An 18,572-nucleotide genomic window follows, 5' to 3' on the forward strand; every position below is an offset into this window, starting at 1 on the left:
ACTTTACTTATTAGTAGACTTTTCAGCTGCTTTAGCGTGAGTTAAGTTAATGGTCTATCGGCTAAAAATTAGCTGCATTGCTATTATAGGAAAAACTTAAGCATAAAGCAAGCTAAAAATCAATATATAGTATCAATTAAAAAGCAACAACACTATATGTAGTGTTGTTGCTTGACTCAAATTGGTTAAAGCCCAGTCTCATCGCCTTGGGCAAAAAGAGAGGCGCATATCTTGTAGTCGGATATGCGCCTATCCTGTTTTAAATGCTTCATACCTGATTAAGGCATACCGCTATAGTTTTCATCGATTGGTTTGGTAATTGTAGCAATTTCTGCTAAATTTTCGTTGTCGGATGGCTCATGGGCCGGCACTTCAACAACCTGTTCCACGCCTAATTTTTCTGGTTCCATGTGACGGTAACGTCCGACACCAGTACCCGCAGGAATTATCTTACCAATAATGACGTTTTCTTTCAATCCGAGTAACTCATCCCGTTTACCACTAATGGCCGCATCGGTGAGGACCTTGGTGGTTTCTTGGAAGGAAGCGGCAGATAGGAAGGACTTGGTTTCCAAGGCTGCCTTGGTAATTCCTAAAAGGACTGGTTGACAGGTAGCCGGTTGTTGGCCAGTCTTAATGATTTCCTCATTGGCATCTTCAAAGTCACCAATGTCCATTAAGTGCCCTGGCAACAAGTCAGAAGCGCCTGGGTCTAAGACTCTTACCTTACGCATCATTTGACGTAAGAGGACTTCCACGTGCTTGTCGTTAATGTCCACCCCTTGTTGACGGTAAACCCGTTGGATTTCCGCTAACATGTAGTTTTCTACGGTGAGGGAGTTGGTAATCCGGAGCAATTCTTTGGGATCAATGGACCCTTCCGTCAATTGGGCACCACGTTCAATCAAGTCCCCTTCACTCACCTTCATGCGGGCAGTGTAAGGCACCTTGTATTCCCGTTCATCGGTTTCCCCTTTAACGGTAACTGTCTTGGTCCGGGTTTCTTCTTCAATATCAATGGCAACCACTTCACCGGTCACTTCAGTAATGACCGCTTGCCCTTTCGGATGACGGGCTTCAACGATTTCTTGAACACGAGGTAAACCTTGGGTAATGTCATCCCCGGCAACCCCACCGGTATGGAAGGTACGCATGGTCAACTGGGTACCCGGTTCCCCAATGGATTGGGCAGCCACGATACCAACTGCTTCACCGACTTCTACTTCACCATTGGTTGCAAGGTCAGAACCGTAGCAGTACTTACATACTCCATGACGGGTCCGACAAGTGAAGGCGGAGCGAATGGTGACCTGCTTGATGCCAGCATCCTCAATCTTAGCAGCAGTTTCTGGTGAAACCAGCTCATTATGGTGAGCAAGAATTTCACCGGTTTTTGGATCACGGACAGTTTTTTGGATATAACGACCGGTGAGACGTTCAGCTAGGCTTTCGATCATTTCGTTGCCTTCTTTAATGGCTGAAACGGTTAAACCACGGTCGGTATTACAATCATTTTCCCGGATAATCACGTCTTGGGCAACGTCAACCAGACGACGGGTTAGGTAACCAGAGTCGGCTGTCTTCAAGGCGGTATCGGTCATCCCTTTACGGGCCCCGTGAGTGGAGATAAACATTTCTTGAACCGATAGCCCTTCACGGAAGTTAGAAGTAACTGGCAGTTCAATAATCTTACCACTTGGTCCTGCCATCAAACCACGCATCCCCGCTAATTGGGTAAAGTTGGAGATGTTACCACGGGCACCAGAGTCCATCATGATAAAGAAGGGGTTGTCTGGGGACAGACTGTGGGTTAATTCTTTTTCAATGTCGTTCTTGACGTCATTCCAAGTGTTAATGACTTGGTCATATCTTTCGTCATCGGTAATTAAACCACGACGGTATTGCTTCATGATATTGTCCACGCGTTTGTGACCCTTATCCACGTATTGGTTCTTAGAGTCTAAAACGGTAATATCAGCAATCCCAACGGTAATCCCTGACTTGGTGGAGTAGTAGTAACCCAACGCTTTCAAGCGGTCTAAGAATTGTGAGGTTTCGGTAACCTTCAAGCGCTTGAAGATAGCGGCAATAATTTCTTCTAAGTAGCCCTTCTTAAATGGAGCGGTAGTTTCTAATTGCGCAATGGCTTGGTCAGTATCTTCCCCAGGGTTGACGAAGAAACGATCAGCCGTTTGGCCATTTAAGTTTTCTGATGTGGGCTCATTAATATAGGCAAAATCAGCCGGCATGATTTCATTGAAGAACAATTTACCAATGGAGGTAATCATTAATTGTTCTTTTTGTTGGTCGGTCCAAGCATATTTAGGGAAGTGTTTAGGACTAATCACAACCCGGGTATGCAATTGGGCCGCCCCATTGGCATAAGCAATATGGGCTTCGCTGAGTGAAGAAATCTTCATTCCTTCCCCAGTCATCCCAGCTTCTTCTTGGGTTAAGTAGTAATTCCCTAAAACCATGTCTTGAGATGGGGTGACCACAGGTTGTCCATCTTTAGGGTTTAGGATATGGGAAGCAGCCAGCATTAAGATACGGGCTTCGGCTTGGGCTTCTTCTCCTAAAGGCAAGTGGACCGCCATTTGGTCCCCGTCAAAGTCGGCATTATAGGCTTCACAGGCTAATGGGTGCAGGCGGATAGCCTTTCCTTCAACCAAGACTGGTTCAAAGGCTTGGATCCCTAAACGGTGGAGGGTAGGTGCCCGGTTAAGCAATACCGGGTGTTCACGCATGATCTCGCCGAGGGGTTCCCACACAGCATCATCCTTGCGTTCAATCATCCGTTTGGCATGTTTAGCATTGGTGGCAATTTCACGGTCCACCAATTCCCGAATCAAGAAGGGTTTAAAGAGTTCTAAAGCCATTTCCTTAGGCAGACCACATTGATAGAACTTCAAGTGCGGGCCAATGGCGATAACGGAACGACCTGAATAGTCCACCCGTTTCCCTAAGAGGTTTTGACGGAAACGACCTTGTTTCCCTTTCAACATATGTGAAAGAGATTTGAGTGGCCGGTTACCCGGTCCAGTCACCGGACGACCGCGACGGCCATTGTCCACTAAGGCGTCAACAGCTTCTTGGAGCATCCGTTTTTCATTTTGAACAATAATATTTGGTGCATTGAGGTCTAATAAACGTTTTAGACGGTTATTCCGGTTAATCACCCGGCGGTAGAGGTCGTTTAAGTCACTGGTTGCGAAACGGCCCCCATCTAATTGCACCATCGGACGTAGTTCAGGTGGGATCACTGGGATCACATCAAGAACCATCCATTCCGGTTTGTTACCGGATTTTCTAAAGGCATCCATGATGTCTAGGCGGCGGATAGCCCGGGTCCGTTTTTGACCCTTGGCAGTCCGTAATTCTTCTTTTAATTCCGCACATTCACGGTCCAGGTCTACGCGGCGTAAGAGTTCCTTAATGGCTTCAGCACCAATGCCCGCTTGGAAACGGTCACCATACTCCGCCTTATACTCCCGGTATTCCCGTTCAGAAAGCAATTGCTTAGGCGCTAGAGGCGTGTCACCCCCATCAATCACCACGTGGGAAGCAAAATAGATCACTTCTTCTAAAGACCGTGGGCTCATATCTAAGATCAGGCCCATCCGACTAGGAATGCCTTTAAAGTACCAAATATGGGTAACTGGTGAAGCGAGTTCCAAGTGTCCCATCCGTTCACGACGGACTTTAGCCTTGGTTACTTCAACCCCACAACGGTCACATACTACACCCGCATAACGGATCCGTTTATACTTTCCACAAGCACATTCGTAGTCCTTGGTTGGCCCAAAAATACGTTCACAGAAAAGACCGTCTTTTTCTGGTTTTAAGGTACGGTAGTTGATTGTTTCTGGTTTCTTGACTTCACCATGGGACCAGGAACGGATCTTATCTGGTGAGGCTAAACCAATTTTTATACTTTCAAATTTATTTACATCGACCAAGAGGTCAACCTCCCTCATTAATCACTGAAACTGCTAAAAGCGAGAACAAATTCATACGATTCTTTTAAATAATAAACTTTCTAAAGCTCTTCCAAGCGCTGAACAAGCGTCCGCTTCAGAAAAATCATGTCTCTGACGGAGTCCTCACATCCTTTAACAGTTAAACGACCTATTCATTTGCTTGTTTTTTGGCGATGATTTCTTCGTCATTGCCTTCGTTTTGTTTTTCTTCTTGGTTCTTATCCTTGTCTTCATCTTCTTGTTCTTGGTTTTCTTTGTGATCACGACGGGCAACTTGGATAGGATCTTCATCACGTAAGTCAAGTTCCTTATCGTTTTCATCGAGGACTTGGATGTCTAAACCTAGGGATTGTAATTCTTTAACGAGGACGCGGAAAGATTCCGGTACGCTTGGTTTAGGAATAGGGTCACCTTTCACGATCGCTTCATAGGTTTGGACCCGGCCTACCACGTCGTCTGATTTGTAGGTAAGGATTTCTTGTAGGGTGTAAGCAGCACCGTATGCTTCCAGTGCCCAAACTTCCATTTCCCCGAAACGTTGTCCCCCAAACTGTGCTTTACCACCTAATGGTTGTTGGGTAACTAGGGAGTAAGGCCCAATGGAACGTGCATGGAGCTTATCATCCACCATGTGGGAGAGTTTCAAGTAGTACATAACCCCTACAGAAACGCGGTTATCAAATGGTTCCCCCGTCCGACCGTCATATAGAACAGTCTTCGCGTCTTCAGCCATACCGGCTTCTTTAACGGTTTCCCAAATGTCTTCATCTTGGGCCCCATCAAAAACAGGCGTAGCCACATGGATACCTAAGTTACGGGCAGCCATCCCTAAGTGGAGTTCTAAGACCTGCCCGATATTCATCCGCGAAGGCACCCCTAATGGGTTCAAGCAGATATCTACTGGGGTCCCGTCTGGTAGGTAAGGCATGTCTTCTTCTGGTAGGACAATGGAGACAACCCCTTTGTTACCGTGACGACCAGCCATTTTATCCCCAACTTGGATCTTCCGTTTTTGGATAATGTAGACACGCACCATCATGGAAACACCCGGTTTGAGTTCGTCGCCGTTTTCACGGTGGAAGACTTTGACGTCGTTAACGATACCGCCGCCACCATGAGGTACTCGTAGGGAAGTATCACGAACTTCACGAGCCTTTTCACCAAAGATGGCATGGAGCAGGTGTTCTTCTGGGCTGAGTTCAGTCACACCCTTAGGAGTGACCTTACCCACTAAGATATCGCCATCGGTTACTTCAGCACCGATGCGGATAATTCCGTTTTCGTCGAGATTACGGAGGGCATCTTCACCCACATTAGGAATTTCCCGGGTGATTTCTTCTGGCCCTAATTTGGTGTCACGAGCTTCGGATTCAAGTTCATCAATATGGATCGAGGTATAAACGTCTTCCTTAACCAAACGTTCAGAAAGGACAACCGCGTCTTCATAGTTATAACCATCCCAGGTCATGAAGGCAATGATTGGGTTTTGTCCAAGTGCTAATTCCCCACCTTCCATGGAAGGTCCATTGGCTAGGATTTCATCCTTGTCCACTTGGTCGCCTTTATGTACCAATGGGGTTTGGTTGTAGCAGGAGCTGGCATTAGACCGGTAGAATTTCACTAATTCATACTTATCTAAGGCGCCTTCTTCCGTCCGTACGCGGATTTCACGGGCATCGACATAGTCCACCACACCGGCCCGCTTACAGGTTACTGCAGCACCGGAGTCATGGGCTGCCTTATATTCCATACCAGTCCCAACCAAAGGCGCATGAGGGTTTAAGAGTGGCACCGCTTGCCGTTGCATGTTGGCCCCCATCAAGGCCCGGTTGGAGTCGTCGTTTTCCAAGAAAGGAATACATGCGGTTGCGACAGAAACCACCTGTTTAGGGGAAACGTCCATGTAGTCGACTTCTTCAGGGGAAACTTCAATATTTTCCTCAATCTTACGTGCCATAATGGTATCTGTCGCAAAAGAACCATCTTCATTTAAAGGCGTGTTCCCTTGAGCGATAACAAAACGGTCTTCTTCATCCGCCGTTAGGTAATCGATCTTATCGGTAACCTTGTGGGTAGTCCAGTCTACCCGGCGATATGGGGTTTCAATGAAACCAAAGTCATTAATCTTGGCATAGGTCGCCAAGCTGTTGATCAGACCGATGTTAGGTCCTTCAGGGGTTTCAATTGGACACATCCGGCCATAGTGAGAATAGTGAACGTCACGCACTTCGTAACCGGCCCGGTCCCGGGTTAAACCACCAGGTCCCAAAGCAGATAGACGGCGTTTGTGAGTTAACTCAGAGAGTGGGTTGTTTTGGTCCATGAATTGGGATAATTGGGATGACCCAAAGAATTCACGAATCGATGCCACCACAGGACGGATATTAATTAATTGTTGCGGGGTAACCGTATCGATGTCTTGGATAGACATTCTCTCTCTGACCACCCGTTCCATCCGGCTTAAACCGATCCGTAATTGGTTTTGTAACAATTCACCCACAGAACGGATCCGACGGTTACCCAAGTGGTCGATGTCGTCGGTCGTTCCTAAACCTTCATAGAGGTTCAAGAAGTAGTTCATGGCGGTTAACACGTCAGCTACGGTTAGCGACTTGTAGTCGGAATTTTGCATCGCATTACCGATCACATGCACTACCCGGTCAGGATCCTTAGGTGCAACAATCTTAATGAGTTGGATATCTACTGGATCAGTGATCACAGCGTCATCATTAGGATAGACCGTCACTAAACCTAGGCCATTATCTAACTTATCGCTAATTTCATCTAAGACTTCACGGGTGAAAACAGTCCCAGCTTCAAGGACAATTTCACCAGTTTCATTATCGACTAAGTTTTCCGCTAGGGTTTGTTTATAGAGACGAGATTTTAAATCTAATTTCTTATTGACTTTGTAGCGTCCAACAGCGGCCAAGTCATAGCGACGTGGGTCGAAGAAACGCGTATTTAATAAGTTACGGGAAGATTCTGCCGTTTTAGGTTCACCAGGACGGAGACGCTCATAAATATCTTTTAAGGCTTCTTCAGTTCGTGAGTCTGATGGGTTTTTGTGGACATCCTTTTCTAAGGTTAAATTCAGAGTTTCACTGTCACCAAAGAGTTCACGAATTTGGTCATCCGAACCAAAACCTAAGGCCCGCATCAAAACGGTCATTTGCAGCTTACGGGTCCGGTCAATCCGCACATAGGAAATATCCTTGGCGTCGGTTTCCATTTCTAACCAAGCTCCCCGGTTAGGAATCACAGTCGCTCCGTAAGAGAGTTTCCCATTTTTGTCTACTTTATCATTGTAGTAAACCCCAGGGGAACGGACCAATTGCGAAACAATAACCCGTTCTGAACCGTTAATAATGAAAGTCCCGCTATCGGTCATCAATGGGAAGTCCCCAAAGAAAACTTCTTGGTCCTTAATCTCACCGGTTTCGTTATTGATTAAACGCAATTTAACATACATTGGCGCCGCATAGTTAGTGTCTTGTTGACGCGATTCAGACATGTCATATTTGGGTTCTTGGAAGGAATAATCCACGAATTCCAAGGCCAATTTGCCCCCGTGGTCTTCAATCGGTGAAATATCATTAAACATTTCCCGAATCCCCTTATCCAATAACCAACGATAAGATTCGGTTTGAATCTCAATCAAATTTGGCAACTCGAGCACTTCATTGATGCGCGAGTAAGAACGCCGTACGCGGTGTTTGCCGTATTCAACATTATGTCCTGCCATGAATGAGTAGCCACCTCTCCAAAAAGTAAATCTTTTAGCCTGCAATTATTAAGAAACTATTAAGAAATGATTAAAATGTGATAAAATCGCCTCTTTTTACCCGTTTTTGGGCAAAAAAAAGACAAAAGATTCAAGGCCGAGCCTACTTCTTTTGTTTTATCCCATCAAAGCCTACGGACAATATTTCGTACACTTCTTCTATTTAATAATCAATCATTAACTATATTACTAGCTATTTTCCTAGATGTCAAGAAGTTTTTTCTTAAAAGTGAATCTTTGATAGCTTCTCGGCTGAAGCTTTTGTATAATAGATGCAAGAACAAAAGAGAAAGGATGTCATTATGGCTATCGAACGTGCAATCTTTGCAGGCGGCTGCTTCTGGTGCATGGTCCAACCCTTTGACCAGTTACCAGGCATTGAAGCGGTCGTCTCTGGCTATACGGGAGGACATGTTGCTAATCCCAGCTACCATGAAGTTAAAAGCGGAAAAACTGGCCATACCGAAGCGGTAGAAATTCGCTTCGATAACGCCATTATTTCCTATGACGAATTACTCGAAATTTACTGGCAACAAACTGACCCAACTGACGCCATGGGGCAGTTCGAGGACCGGGGATCGTCCTATCGGCCCGAGATCTTCTACTTATCTGAGGACCAACGCCAAGCTGCCGAAGCTTCCAAAAAAGCTCTAGCAGCAAGCGGGCGTTTCGATGACCCCATCGTCACCCAAATCACCCCAGCCGGCCCCTTCTACCCAGCAGAAGACTACCACCAAGACTTTTATAAGAAGAGCCCCGATAAATACCAAGCCGACGAAAGCGCCATCGCCCGTCACCGCTTCATCGAAGATAAATGGAAATAGAGTGTGACAAACGCGTTAAAGAGCAAGACCGCTGGAGGAAAAGGGCGTAAAAATTCTCGAAGAGAATTTGTCGTCATTTTCTGAAGCGGACGCTTGCTCTGCGTTTGGAACAGGTTTAAATAGAGTGTGACAAGCGAAGGGCAGCGATACAAGCTGTCAGAACAAGGCTGACTTGTCCCACATCCTTTTTTATCCATTATTTTTAAACCTTAAAAACAGCAAGGATCGACTTCCCTGCTGTTTTTTTTCATTGCCATCAGACAGCTTAATAACTAGCTAAGACTGGAGCACTTTCCAGGTAATGACTATCATTAGTAATCAAGCCGGCTAGTTCCCACTCTTTGAATTTTTTATAAATCTTTCGATCGTCTACTGTCCAAGCATTAATCATAATGCCGTGGTCATGTAAGTTATTCACCGTCGCCGGGTCCAGCAATTTATAGTCAGGATGATAGTAGCCCACTCCCCTAGCAGCACAATAAGCACCAGGATTATCCAAATAGTCCTCCTGTAAGAAAGCACAAGCCAAGTCAGGCGCTAAGTCCTTAAGTTTAAGGATACTCTGGTGGTTAAAAGAAGAGATAATTACCCGCTCTTGCATCTGGTAGGCCTCTACTAAGTCAATCACCGCTTCGACTAGACCGGGATAAGGGAAGAGGCCCGTCTTTAATTCAATATTCAGGGTCAAGTCCAAGGGCGCAGCCCAGGCTAATAACTCACTTAAATGGGGGATGCGAACCAAGTCAAGCGCATCAGCTTGGTTATGGAGGCGGTCGAAGCGGAGACAGCGTAAGTCAGCATACTTATAGTCTCGCAACCAACCGCTCGCATTAGCCGTCCGGTCCAAGCGCTCATCGTGACAAACCACTACTTGGCCATCTAAGGTCAACTGGACATCACACTCAATCCCATCTGCTCCAGCTTCATAGGCTTTAATAAAGGCCAGCATAGTATTTTCGGGATAGCGGGCACTATAGCCTCGGTGGGCATATAATTTCATTATCCTTTGGCATCTCCTTATCTTCCTTTTCCAGTCTTTAAAACTGGTCAACCCAGCTACATCACCCTTATTCTAACCAGCCTATATTAAGCCAGAGTAAATTTGGAGTAAACTTCCCATGAATTTTGTAAAAATAAAGTAAAGAGTTAGAGTGCGACTGGTGTGCCGAAAGGCAAGACCTCTGGAGGAAAATGGCGTAAAAAATTCTCGTAGAGAATTTATCGACATTTTCTGAAGAGGACGCTTGCCTTGCACCAGAAGCAGGTTTGAAAAGGATGTGAGGAAGGATCAGGGAGGGAGATTCCTTGGAAGGGGTTTAGAAAGTGCGTTTGGTGTGCAAAAGGCATGCTCCCTTTCTTCCAACAAAAAAAGACTGGGATTGAACCCAGTCTCATTGTCTTTTTGATACAGAAACGTTTTAATGATTAATTCTTCAATCCTTGAATTGGTGCAGGAATATGGCCACCGCGGCGGATAAAGACTTCCGGCGAAGAGGTTTTTAACGGCATGATTGGTGCTGAACCGAAGAGACCACCAAATTCTAAGCAGTCTCCGGCTTGGTAACCAATGGCTGGGATTAAACGAACCGCTGTTGTCTTTCCATTAATCATCCCGATAGCTGCTTCATCAGCAATAATTGCCGCTAAGACTTCAGCTGTGGTTTCCCCCGGAACTGCAATCATATCAAGTCCTACTGAACATACCGCCGTCATCGCGGTAAGGGTTTGTAAGTCTAAAACCCCGGCTTGGGCGCCGGCAATCATCCCTTCATCTTCAGAAACCGGAATAAAAGCACCAGATAGGCCCCCTACCCGTTCAGCAGCCATCAGGCCACCCTTCTTCACAGCATCATTTAAGAGAGCTAGCGTAGCAACGGTCCCGTGACCACCGACTGTTTCTAACCCCATACTTTCTAAGATTCGAGCTACCGAGTCTCCTACTGCAGGAGTTGGTGCTAGGGAAATATCCACAATACCAAAGGGAACCCCTAGCGCTTTGGAAGCTTGGCTTCCGATTAACTGTCCCATACGAGTCACTTTAAAGGCAGTCTTTTTAATGGTTTCAGCCACTTGGTTAATCGGTGCATCCTTAGGTAGGCGTTCTAAGGCTTGACGGACCACCCCAGGGCCAGAGACCCCCACGTTGATCTCACAATCCGCTTCCCCACTCCCGTGGAAGGCTCCAGCCATAAAAGGATTATCCTCAACCGCATTACAAAAGACGACCAACTTGGTTGCCCCAATGCATTGCCGGTCTTTTGTCACTTCAGCAGCTTGGCGGATAGTTTCCCCCATTAAAGCGACGGCGTCTAAATTAATCCCTGACCGGGTAGAGCCGATATTGACTGACGAACAGACATTATCCGTTTCACTTAAGGCTTGAGGAATAGACGCAATCAAGTCTCGGTCCCCCGCTGCGAAGCCTTTTTGTACTAAGGCAGAATAACCTCCGACGAGGTCAATGCCGATATCCTTGGTGACTTGGTCTAAGCATTTGGCGTAGCGGACAGGATCGCCACCAGAAACGGCCAGCAGATGGGCAATAGGGGTTACCGAAAGGCGCTTATTAATAATTGGTATCCCCAATTGTCGACTCAACTGATCAGCCACAGGAACCAAGTCTTTGGCCTTTTGACTGATTTTTTGCTTGATTTTCTCACAGGACCGCTCAATATCTGTGTCACAACAATCGAGTAAGGAGATCCCCATAGTGATGGTACGAACATCGAGGTGATCCTTGGCAATCATATTGACAGTTTCTAGAATATCATTAATTTCTATCACGAGTCTGCCTCCTATAAACGATGCATGGCCTTAAAGATATCTTCATGCATGACCGTAATCTGCATGCCCGGTATTAAGTTTTCCACACTCTCTTGGAAGTCATTAAAAGCCACTTGCTCTTCGTCGACTGTCACGAGCATGGTCATGGTGAAATAATTATCCATTACCGTTTGGGCAACATCCACAATATTCACCTGGTTCTCGGCACAAGCCGTACTTACCTTAGACAAAATTCCGACTTGATCAATACCTACAACAGTAATTACCGCATTCATAAGCAGTAAACCTCCTTAATTTTTATGCCCCACTATAATAGCATAAGTTAAACTTTCTTAAAATATGAAAAAAGAAGTCAGAACTTTCAGTCCCAACTTCCAATCGAATGAAGGCTATTTCATTCGCTTATTCAAAGATGTCATCAACAGTCGCTTGGCGATTAATTACAATATAAAGATTACCATTTTCTTTCACTTTTGAGCTCATGTACACATTATCGACCTTGTCGCTGGTGCTGGCTTTAAATTGGAAGTAGATTTCTGATTCCCGGCCACTAGACCAATGAATGGTGAGGTATTCCAGGTCATTATTATTAACCACATTCTCAAACATGCCACCCATTAAGCCACCTTGTACAATGCTTTGGGATTGGAAAACGTCCGCATCAGGAAGAATTTCAACTTTGAAGGTCTTACATGGATGGATTTCCACAATATCCCCCTGGCCGTTAATACGGCCATAAGAGGTGGTAATCCGACCAATCCAGACATCACCGATATGTTCGATCGGGACTTCCCATACCCCACCATTATGAAAATGAAACTCTAAGGACTTCATTGATTTTGTCATTCGAATAACTTCCTTTCTTATCTTTGCTTTTTTTAACTTTTTAACCAAAGTTAGTGATTTATTTCACACATCAATTATACTATGACCTCAAACAAAAAAGCAAGCTTTCTTTTTAAAAAAAGCTTGCTTGTGAATTCATGTTTTTATTTTACTGCTTTGCTCATCCGCTTAGCTTATTCAGCGGTCCATTCACTGACCTTGTCTGGGTTAGCTTCAATCCATTTTTGGGCCGCTTGACTAGGATCCATGCCGTTAGCAATATCTAGCATGACGGATTCCATGTCTTCTAAGCTCCAATGGAAGTTCGCCAGAATTTGATAAGCCCGAGGATTATCTTCTTGGAAACCTTGGCGGGTGTAGGTATTAATGGTCTCTCCTTCACCATAAACCTTTTTAGGGTCTTCCAAATATTTTAAATCGTACTCGGCAAATTTCCAGTGAGGATTCCAGCCAGTCACAACAATCTCTTCTTGGTTATTGTAAGCTTGGCCTAGCGAAGTCGCCATGGCCCCTGACGAGGAAGAAGCTAAATTCCAAGAAGCAAGGTTAGGATATTCTTCCAGAGCCTTTTCTGTTGAAGCCATGATCCCAGCACCAGGTTCAATCCCGGTAATCGTTTGGCCTGCTTCTGAAGATAAGTCTTCAATGGAATTCACTTGATCCATATAAGTAGGGACCACTAAACCAGTACGTGCCCCTTCTAAATTGGTACCAGCAAAGACCATTTGATCGCCATATTGGTCAATTTGTTCGCCGTGAGTAATAGGCAACCAGGCGGATACCATGGCATCCGATTCCCCACTAGCTACTGAAGACCACATGATGGCATTATCCAAGGGGACTTGTTCAACATTAAAACCTTCTTGGCGTAAAACTTCAGCAATGACTTGGGTAGAAGCCACTTCACTGTCCCAGTTCACATAGGCCAGGGTAACGGTCTCTCCGCCAGCCCCGCCAGCTGAAAAGAGGCTACTTTTATAAGCATCTTCACTCCCAAAGGTTAAAAGTAAACCTAAGGCAGCTAAGAGCGCGAGGGCAATTTTTTTAAACATTCTTCATCCTCCTTTACTTGTCACGTGAAGCAAAGCCATTGGTAATGCGGTCAACCACAATGGCTAAGATCACGATAGCTAAACCAGCCACGAAGCCGCTACCAACTTGGGCCCGTTGTAAGGCAGATAAGACATCGCGTCCTAAACCAGGTGCCCCAATCATGGACCCGGTCACGACCATGGAGAGCGCTAGCATCACGGTTTGGTTGACCCCAGCCATAATGGTCGCTTGGGCTAAGGGAAGCTCGACTTTGAAGAGTTTTTGCCATGGGGTTGACCCGAAGGCATCAGCCGCCTCGATTAACTCCGTAGAAATTTGGGTAATGCCTAATTCAGTAAAGCGTACCGTTGGGGGTAGGGCAAAGATAACAGAAGCAAAGACTCCCGGTACCATCCCGATACCAAAGAAGGCAACCGCCGGAATCAGGTAAACGAAGGCCGGCATGGTTTGCATAAAGTCAAGGATCGGTTTTAGGATAATGTGAACCCACTTACTCTTGGCCGATAAAATCCCTAACGGAATCCCAATAATAATGGACACCAAGGAGGAAATGAGAACCAGGGTAATGGTTTGGGTCAATTGACTCCACAAACCTTGGTTGAGCACATAACCTAAACCAACCAGGACAAAGACTGGGACCCCAAAGCGGCGGTTAGTGGCAAAGTAAGCCAAGGCAGCCACTAAGAGAATGAATAGAAATGGTGGGAACCAGAGTAAAACATCATTCACCGAGTTCATCACGGTTGACCCGATACTTTGCACCACATCAAAGAGTCCTGAGAAAGTCGTGGTCAGCCAATTGGTGGCCGCTTCCACCCAGTCAGCAACGGGTAGGGGTTGTAAGGGAAATAGTAAAATGTTATTCATTGTTATCGCCTCCTTGTCCAGATAATTGGTCGATCACCAAGCGCCGGTCCACGTAGCCGAGCAGACGTTTATCATCATCGACAACCGCAATCGGCATATTGGTTTCACTCATGAGATCATACATTTCATTAATTGGTGTATTTTGATTGACCAAGGGGTTATCGGTACGGATAATTTCGTCCACATAAATATTTTTGCTTTGTTTGTTTTGACGAATTAGATCAGCCAGGTCCTTGTCAGTCACATAACCATGGATCCTGCGGTCACCGTCTATGACATACAAGGTGGAGGTATGTTCATTTTGCATAATCTTCAAGGCTACCCGCGCACCTACCCGGTCCTTATTGAAGACATAGCCAGGTGCTTCCATAGCGTTTTCTGCGGTAAAGACCTTAGACCGGTCCACGCCGCCAACAAAGGTTTCCACATAGTCATTAGCAGGATTTTCCAGGATCTCTTCCCCGGTACCAATTTGTTCAATGTGGCCATTACGCATCAATACAATGCGGTCACCTAAGCGCAAAGCTTCATCCAAGTCATGGGTAATGAAGACAATGGTCTTATTGAGCTTACTTTGCAGTTCAATCAGTTCATCTTGCATGTTGGCCCGGATCAAGGGGTCCAAAGCTGAAAAGGCTTCATCCATTAAGAGAATATCAGTATCGCTAGCTAAAGCTCTAGCTAGCCCCACTCTTTGCTGCATCCCACCAGAGAGTTGGTCAGGCAATTGGTCTTGGTAGGCAGATAAGCCCATAGTTTCTAGAGCATCTTGGGCCCGTTTGCGTCGCTCATCGCCATCGACACCTTGGATTTCTAGACCAAATTCAGTATTTTCGAGAATGGTTTTATGAGGGAAAAGCGCAAAACTTTGGAAAACCATGCTGACTTTCTTGCGGCGGATATTGCGCAATTCTTCGTCATTAGCTTGGGTGACACTTTCCCCATCAATACTGACTTGTCCATGAGTGGGTTCAATGAGACGATTGAGCATCCGAAGTAAGGTTGACTTTCCTGAACCAGAAAGCCCCATAATGACAAAGATCTCGCCATCATTGACTTCAAAAGAGGCATCGTAAACCCCCACTGTGGCACCAGTTTGGTTAACAATCTCTTCTTTCGTTTCACCCTTTTCCACTAATTTTTTCGCTTTATCTATGGCTTGGGCTGAGCCAAAAATTTTAGTCAAATTTTCTACTTTTATTGACGCCATAATTTCTCCTCTCTCGCAATTGATAGTAAAAACACAATAATTAACCTAACAAAAGCCTGACCATATTTCAAAACTTATGGCTAGCCCACTCTCTCAGAGAGAGTTTTTCTCATTTTTCTCATTTTATTCTCATAAATATAAAAAACCGCTTAGCTATAAGCATAAGCGGCGGCTTTTTTTCTAGTCTTTTTTAATTTTTAATACAATGTAAAGGCTTTTCTAAGAATTTTTATTTTTCTTAAAATTTCAAGCTAAAATATCCCTTTTTTCGTCCAGCTAACGCTGGCTGACCAGGACCCAGTAGCCCTTATCGCGGTCAATTTCAGTCACATTACAAAAGACCTCTTCCATTTTCTTTTTCGCGCTGGGGGCACCTTGCTTCTTTTGAATCACTACGACCAGGTCTCCGCCCGGCTCTAAGTGATCATAGGCACCCTCAATAAAGCCATGGACCACTTTTTTCCCGGCCCGAATGGGTGGATTGGTGATAATGAGGTCATAATCCTGCTGACTAATCCCCTCATAAGCAGAGGAAAGATAAAAATGTGCTGGTCCAACTTGATTCAAAGCTAGATTTTCTTTAGCTAGGGCAAGAGCTCTCTCATTGACATCAACCAAGTCCAAATCAGCATCGGGATAATGGTCGCCTAAAACCACCCCTACTGGCCCATAGCCAGAACCCAAGTCCAGGATCTTATGGTAAGTCTTATTTTTCTTTAAAAGGGCCTCCAGCATGACCCGCGTCCCATAGTCTAAGCGTCCCCGCGAAAAGACCCCGCTATCCGTTATGAATTCATAAGTCCGCCCATTAACCACTGTTTGCCAGGTCTTCTTATCATGGGCCAATTGACTATTATCTTCAAAATATTGATGACTCATCACTTCACATCCTTATAGTTGAGCTTGGAAGGGGTAGGGGATGTCCTTTCAGAAAAGTTGAACGATCAGCAAGTTGAGTTCGGACGCCAGCCTTGAAGTTGCTTCAGAAAATGCCAACGCACAGCTTCCCTGTGCTTATGGTATTTTCCTCCAGCAATTCAAGTCTCTAACGGCTCCCTCACATCCTTATAGCTGATCTTTTCAGCTTTTCTTCCAAGGAATCGCCCTCCCTAATCCTTCCTCGCATCCTTTATTCCTATTCTACTGGTAGTTGTCCCCGTCCACAAGAAAAAAATACAAAAACAGCGACGGCAAGTTTTTCCATCGCTGTTTCCTTTATTTTGCTATCAGGAACAAGGTCCTGGTATAAGCACTTATTTTTTCACTTCTTTTAAGACTTCACTTGGTGCTTCAGGAAGATTTTTCTTCTCAGCTTGTTTTTTCGCCCATGAAGTGACTAATGGGGTGAGGATAGCCGTCACGATGACTGAGGTTGCCACAATGGCGGTCGCCGATTCAGCAACCGGTTGGAACTGTTCAGAGATTCCCGCAATCACGGCTGGAACGGCTACCGCTGCCCCCGCGGTGGATGATTGCGCCCAACCAGCTACGCCGTCTGACCCTAACCACTTAATATCTAAGAAGGAGAGCAAGCCACCGGTAATTAATACTACAGCCACACCAACAATTACGCCACTAAGCCCGGCTTGGAAGATGGTCTTAAAGTTCAGCGTATAACCTAAGGCAAAGATAAAGAAAGGAATCAAAATTCCTACCCCAGGAGCATACTTATCCCGCACATCGGAGTCCAAGGTCCCCCCAATTAAGCCTAAAGCAAAGGGTAAGAGGGTAGAGACGATGGAACCGAAGGGGAAACTCGCCCCGGTCAAACCTAAGATCAACATGGTAAAGAAAGGCCCCGATTGAATGGCAATCATGGGAAAGGCAGCGAGATCATATTCGCGCCCTTCAGGAATAATGGACACATAAAGGCCCCCATTGGTTTGACTAAAGGCAGTCACCACAGCCAGGGTAGACACCCCAGTGAGCAAGCCACTTTGAATCCCTTCAGCAGGTAAAACTGCTCCTAGAATTAACCCTAGTGCCAAAGCAATTAAGAGCCGACCTCCTGATAAGAGCAAGCCCTTCTTGGCAATGTAGCCCCCAGAAGCATTAAGGTTTACTGAGGCTCCTACACAGAAGAAGAAACAGAATAAAACAGCTGACGACCCCGTTAAGTAAGCTCCCGTCACTCCACCAAAATATTCATGGGCAGTAGGCCAAAGAGTATTCAGTAAGGTCCCGGCTAAGAGCGGAACGATAATATTCCCGCCCGGGATTTTCGCAATGGTTTTTTCAATTTTCATCTTAGACTAACCCCCTTAAGCCCGCTTGGTATTGGCCATAAATTCTTTTAATTCTTCTTGGTTAGGTAAACCGTCATTATCTCCTTCAAAGGTCACTTGACGGGCCCCAATGGCGTTACCACGTAAGATGCTATCTTCTAAGGAAAGGCCTTCCTTCAAGCCAGAAATGACGCCGACAGCAAAGCCATCCCCTGCTCCGACCGTGTCAATTGGGGTCACTTGATAGCCTGCCACTTGGCCGCTTTGGCCCTCGCTGGTTGCATAGTAGGCTCCGGAAGCGCCGGTTTTAACAATAACAATTTTTACCCCCCGGTCGAGATAGAATTGGGCAATGTCTTCTGCCTTATCAAGGCCAGTTAAGAGCTTGCCTTCTTCTAAACCAGGCAGGAAGATATCTACTGATTTAGCCGTTTCGTTGACGAATTCCACCATGCGGTCATGGTCCCATAATTGAGGACGTAAGTTAGGGTCGAAGGAAATCACCTTGCCAGCCTTATGCATGTATTCAACCGCTTTTTTGGAAAAATTATAGCAATCTTCTGATAAAGCGGCGAAGATTGAGGTCACATGCATATAATCTGCTGAAGCAAAGTAGTCTTCGTCAAAGTCCTCCACACTCATGGTTGAAGCGGCAGAGCCCTTACGGAAGTATTCAATGGCGGGGTCATCTTCCTCATTCTTTTCCTTAATGTACCAGCCGGTAAAACGTTCATCCGTCGTTTGAACACCAGTGGTATCGATTCCTTCCTTAGCCATAGCCTTGGTAATAAAGCGGCCCAGCATGTCTTCACCTAACTTGGTCACCAAACCCGTTTGATGGCCTAAGCGGCATAAGCCTGCGGCCACGTTGGTTTCCGCTCCCGCCAAGGCTCGAGACCAGTCGTTGACATCTTCCAAAGCGCCCGGTTCATTGGCATAAAACATGTATAAAGGTTCACCAAAAGTTACAAAATCTAAATGCATCGATATGTCCTCCTC

11 protein-coding genes and 1 pseudogene are annotated in these 18,572 nt (G+C 45.7%); 1 reads left to right on the forward strand and 11 read right to left on the reverse strand.

The window, feature by feature from the left end; translation table 11 throughout:
* Positions 1 to 278: 278 nt before the first annotated feature.
* Positions 279 to 3,959, reverse strand: a complete 3,681-nt coding sequence (gene rpoC, locus CJ190_RS07710) for a DNA-directed RNA polymerase subunit beta' (RefSeq protein ID WP_070598042.1) — start codon at positions 3,957 to 3,959, stop codon at positions 279 to 281.
* A 169-nt stretch (positions 3,960 to 4,128) separates the two neighbouring features.
* Complete coding sequence (gene rpoB, locus CJ190_RS07715) at positions 4,129 to 7,725, reverse strand: DNA-directed RNA polymerase subunit beta (protein ID WP_070598043.1); 3,597 nt, start codon at positions 7,723 to 7,725, stop codon at positions 4,129 to 4,131.
* A gap of 347 nt (positions 7,726 to 8,072) precedes the next feature.
* Here rpoB and msrA point away from each other — a divergent pair, with 347 nt between their 5' ends.
* Positions 8,073 to 8,588: a peptide-methionine (S)-S-oxide reductase MsrA gene (gene msrA / locus CJ190_RS07720; RefSeq protein WP_180754107.1), complete on the forward strand. Its 516-nt coding sequence runs from the start codon at positions 8,073 to 8,075 to the stop codon at positions 8,586 to 8,588.
* A gap of 265 nt (positions 8,589 to 8,853) precedes the next feature.
* On the opposite strand, the gene CJ190_RS07725 is transcribed toward msrA, so the two are convergent.
* The 9 genes and pseudogenes from CJ190_RS07725 to CJ190_RS07765 all read right to left on the reverse strand — a co-directional run bounded on the left by CJ190_RS07725 (position 8,854) and on the right by CJ190_RS07765 (position 18,557).
* Positions 8,854 to 9,588, reverse strand: a complete 735-nt coding sequence (locus tag CJ190_RS07725; protein WP_070598045.1) for a glycerophosphodiester phosphodiesterase — start codon at positions 9,586 to 9,588, stop codon at positions 8,854 to 8,856.
* 425 nt (positions 9,589 to 10,013) lie between these two features.
* Positions 10,014 to 11,369 carry a PFL family protein gene (locus CJ190_RS07730; RefSeq protein WP_219350627.1) on the reverse strand — a complete coding sequence of 452 codons (1,356 nt, stop codon included), beginning with the start codon at positions 11,367 to 11,369 and terminating at the stop codon, positions 10,014 to 10,016.
* Between the two features lie 14 nt (positions 11,370 to 11,383).
* Entirely contained in the window at positions 11,384 to 11,647 is a 264-nt protein-coding gene (locus CJ190_RS07735; RefSeq protein WP_070598047.1) for an ACT domain-containing protein, read from the reverse strand.
* Positions 11,648 to 11,774: 127 nt separating this feature from the next.
* Positions 11,775 to 12,218: a hypothetical protein gene (locus CJ190_RS07740; RefSeq protein ID WP_070598048.1), complete on the reverse strand. Its 444-nt coding sequence runs from the start codon at positions 12,216 to 12,218 to the stop codon at positions 11,775 to 11,777.
* A 173-nt stretch (positions 12,219 to 12,391) separates the two neighbouring features.
* Positions 12,392 to 14,138 (reverse strand): annotated as a pseudogene (locus tag CJ190_RS07745) (ABC transporter permease/substrate binding protein).
* Entirely contained in the window at positions 14,131 to 15,348 is a 1,218-nt protein-coding gene (locus CJ190_RS07750; protein WP_070598051.1) for a quaternary amine ABC transporter ATP-binding protein, read from the reverse strand. The pseudogene CJ190_RS07745 and the gene CJ190_RS07750 overlap by 8 nt, the downstream one beginning before the upstream one ends.
* A gap of 276 nt (positions 15,349 to 15,624) precedes the next feature.
* On the reverse strand, positions 15,625 to 16,227 hold the full coding sequence (locus CJ190_RS07755; protein ID WP_070598052.1) for a class I SAM-dependent methyltransferase: 603 nt from the start codon (positions 16,225 to 16,227) through the stop codon (positions 15,625 to 15,627).
* 374 nt (positions 16,228 to 16,601) lie between these two features.
* Positions 16,602 to 17,594, reverse strand: coding sequence for a 2-keto-3-deoxygluconate permease (locus CJ190_RS07760; protein WP_070598053.1), 993 nt, complete (start codon positions 17,592 to 17,594; stop codon positions 16,602 to 16,604).
* A 15-nt stretch (positions 17,595 to 17,609) separates the two neighbouring features.
* Positions 17,610 to 18,557: a sugar kinase gene (locus CJ190_RS07765; protein WP_070598054.1), complete on the reverse strand. Its 948-nt coding sequence runs from the start codon at positions 18,555 to 18,557 to the stop codon at positions 17,610 to 17,612.
* Positions 18,558 to 18,572: the final 15 nt, after the last annotated feature.

Source organism: Aerococcus loyolae (assembly GCF_002871915.2).
Lineage (GTDB): Bacteria > Bacillota > Bacilli > Lactobacillales > Aerococcaceae > Aerococcus > Aerococcus loyolae.

Bases quoted from the DNA above. Each gene is read 5' to 3' on its own strand.
- CJ190_RS07755 (WP_070598052.1), bottom strand. From the start codon at position 16,227: ATGAGTCATCAATATTTTGAAGATAATAGTCAATTGGCCCATGATAAG.
- CJ190_RS07765 (WP_070598054.1), bottom strand. From the start codon at position 18,557: ATGCATTTAGATTTTGTAACTTTTGGTGAACCTTTATACATGTTTTAT.
- CJ190_RS07750 (WP_070598051.1), bottom strand. From the start codon at position 15,348: ATGGCGTCAATAAAAGTAGAAAATTTGACTAAAATTTTTGGCTCAGCC.
- CJ190_RS07760 (WP_070598053.1), bottom strand. From the start codon at position 17,594: ATGAAAATTGAAAAAACCATTGCGAAAATCCCGGGCGGGAATATTATC.
- CJ190_RS07725 (WP_070598045.1), bottom strand. From the start codon at position 9,588: ATGAAATTATATGCCCACCGAGGCTATAGTGCCCGCTATCCCGAAAAT.
- CJ190_RS07735 (WP_070598047.1), bottom strand. From the start codon at position 11,647: ATGAATGCGGTAATTACTGTTGTAGGTATTGATCAAGTCGGAATTTTG.
- CJ190_RS07740 (WP_070598048.1), bottom strand. From the start codon at position 12,218: ATGACAAAATCAATGAAGTCCTTAGAGTTTCATTTTCATAATGGTGGG.
- rpoB (WP_070598043.1), bottom strand. From the start codon at position 7,725: ATGGCAGGACATAATGTTGAATACGGCAAACACCGCGTACGGCGTTCT.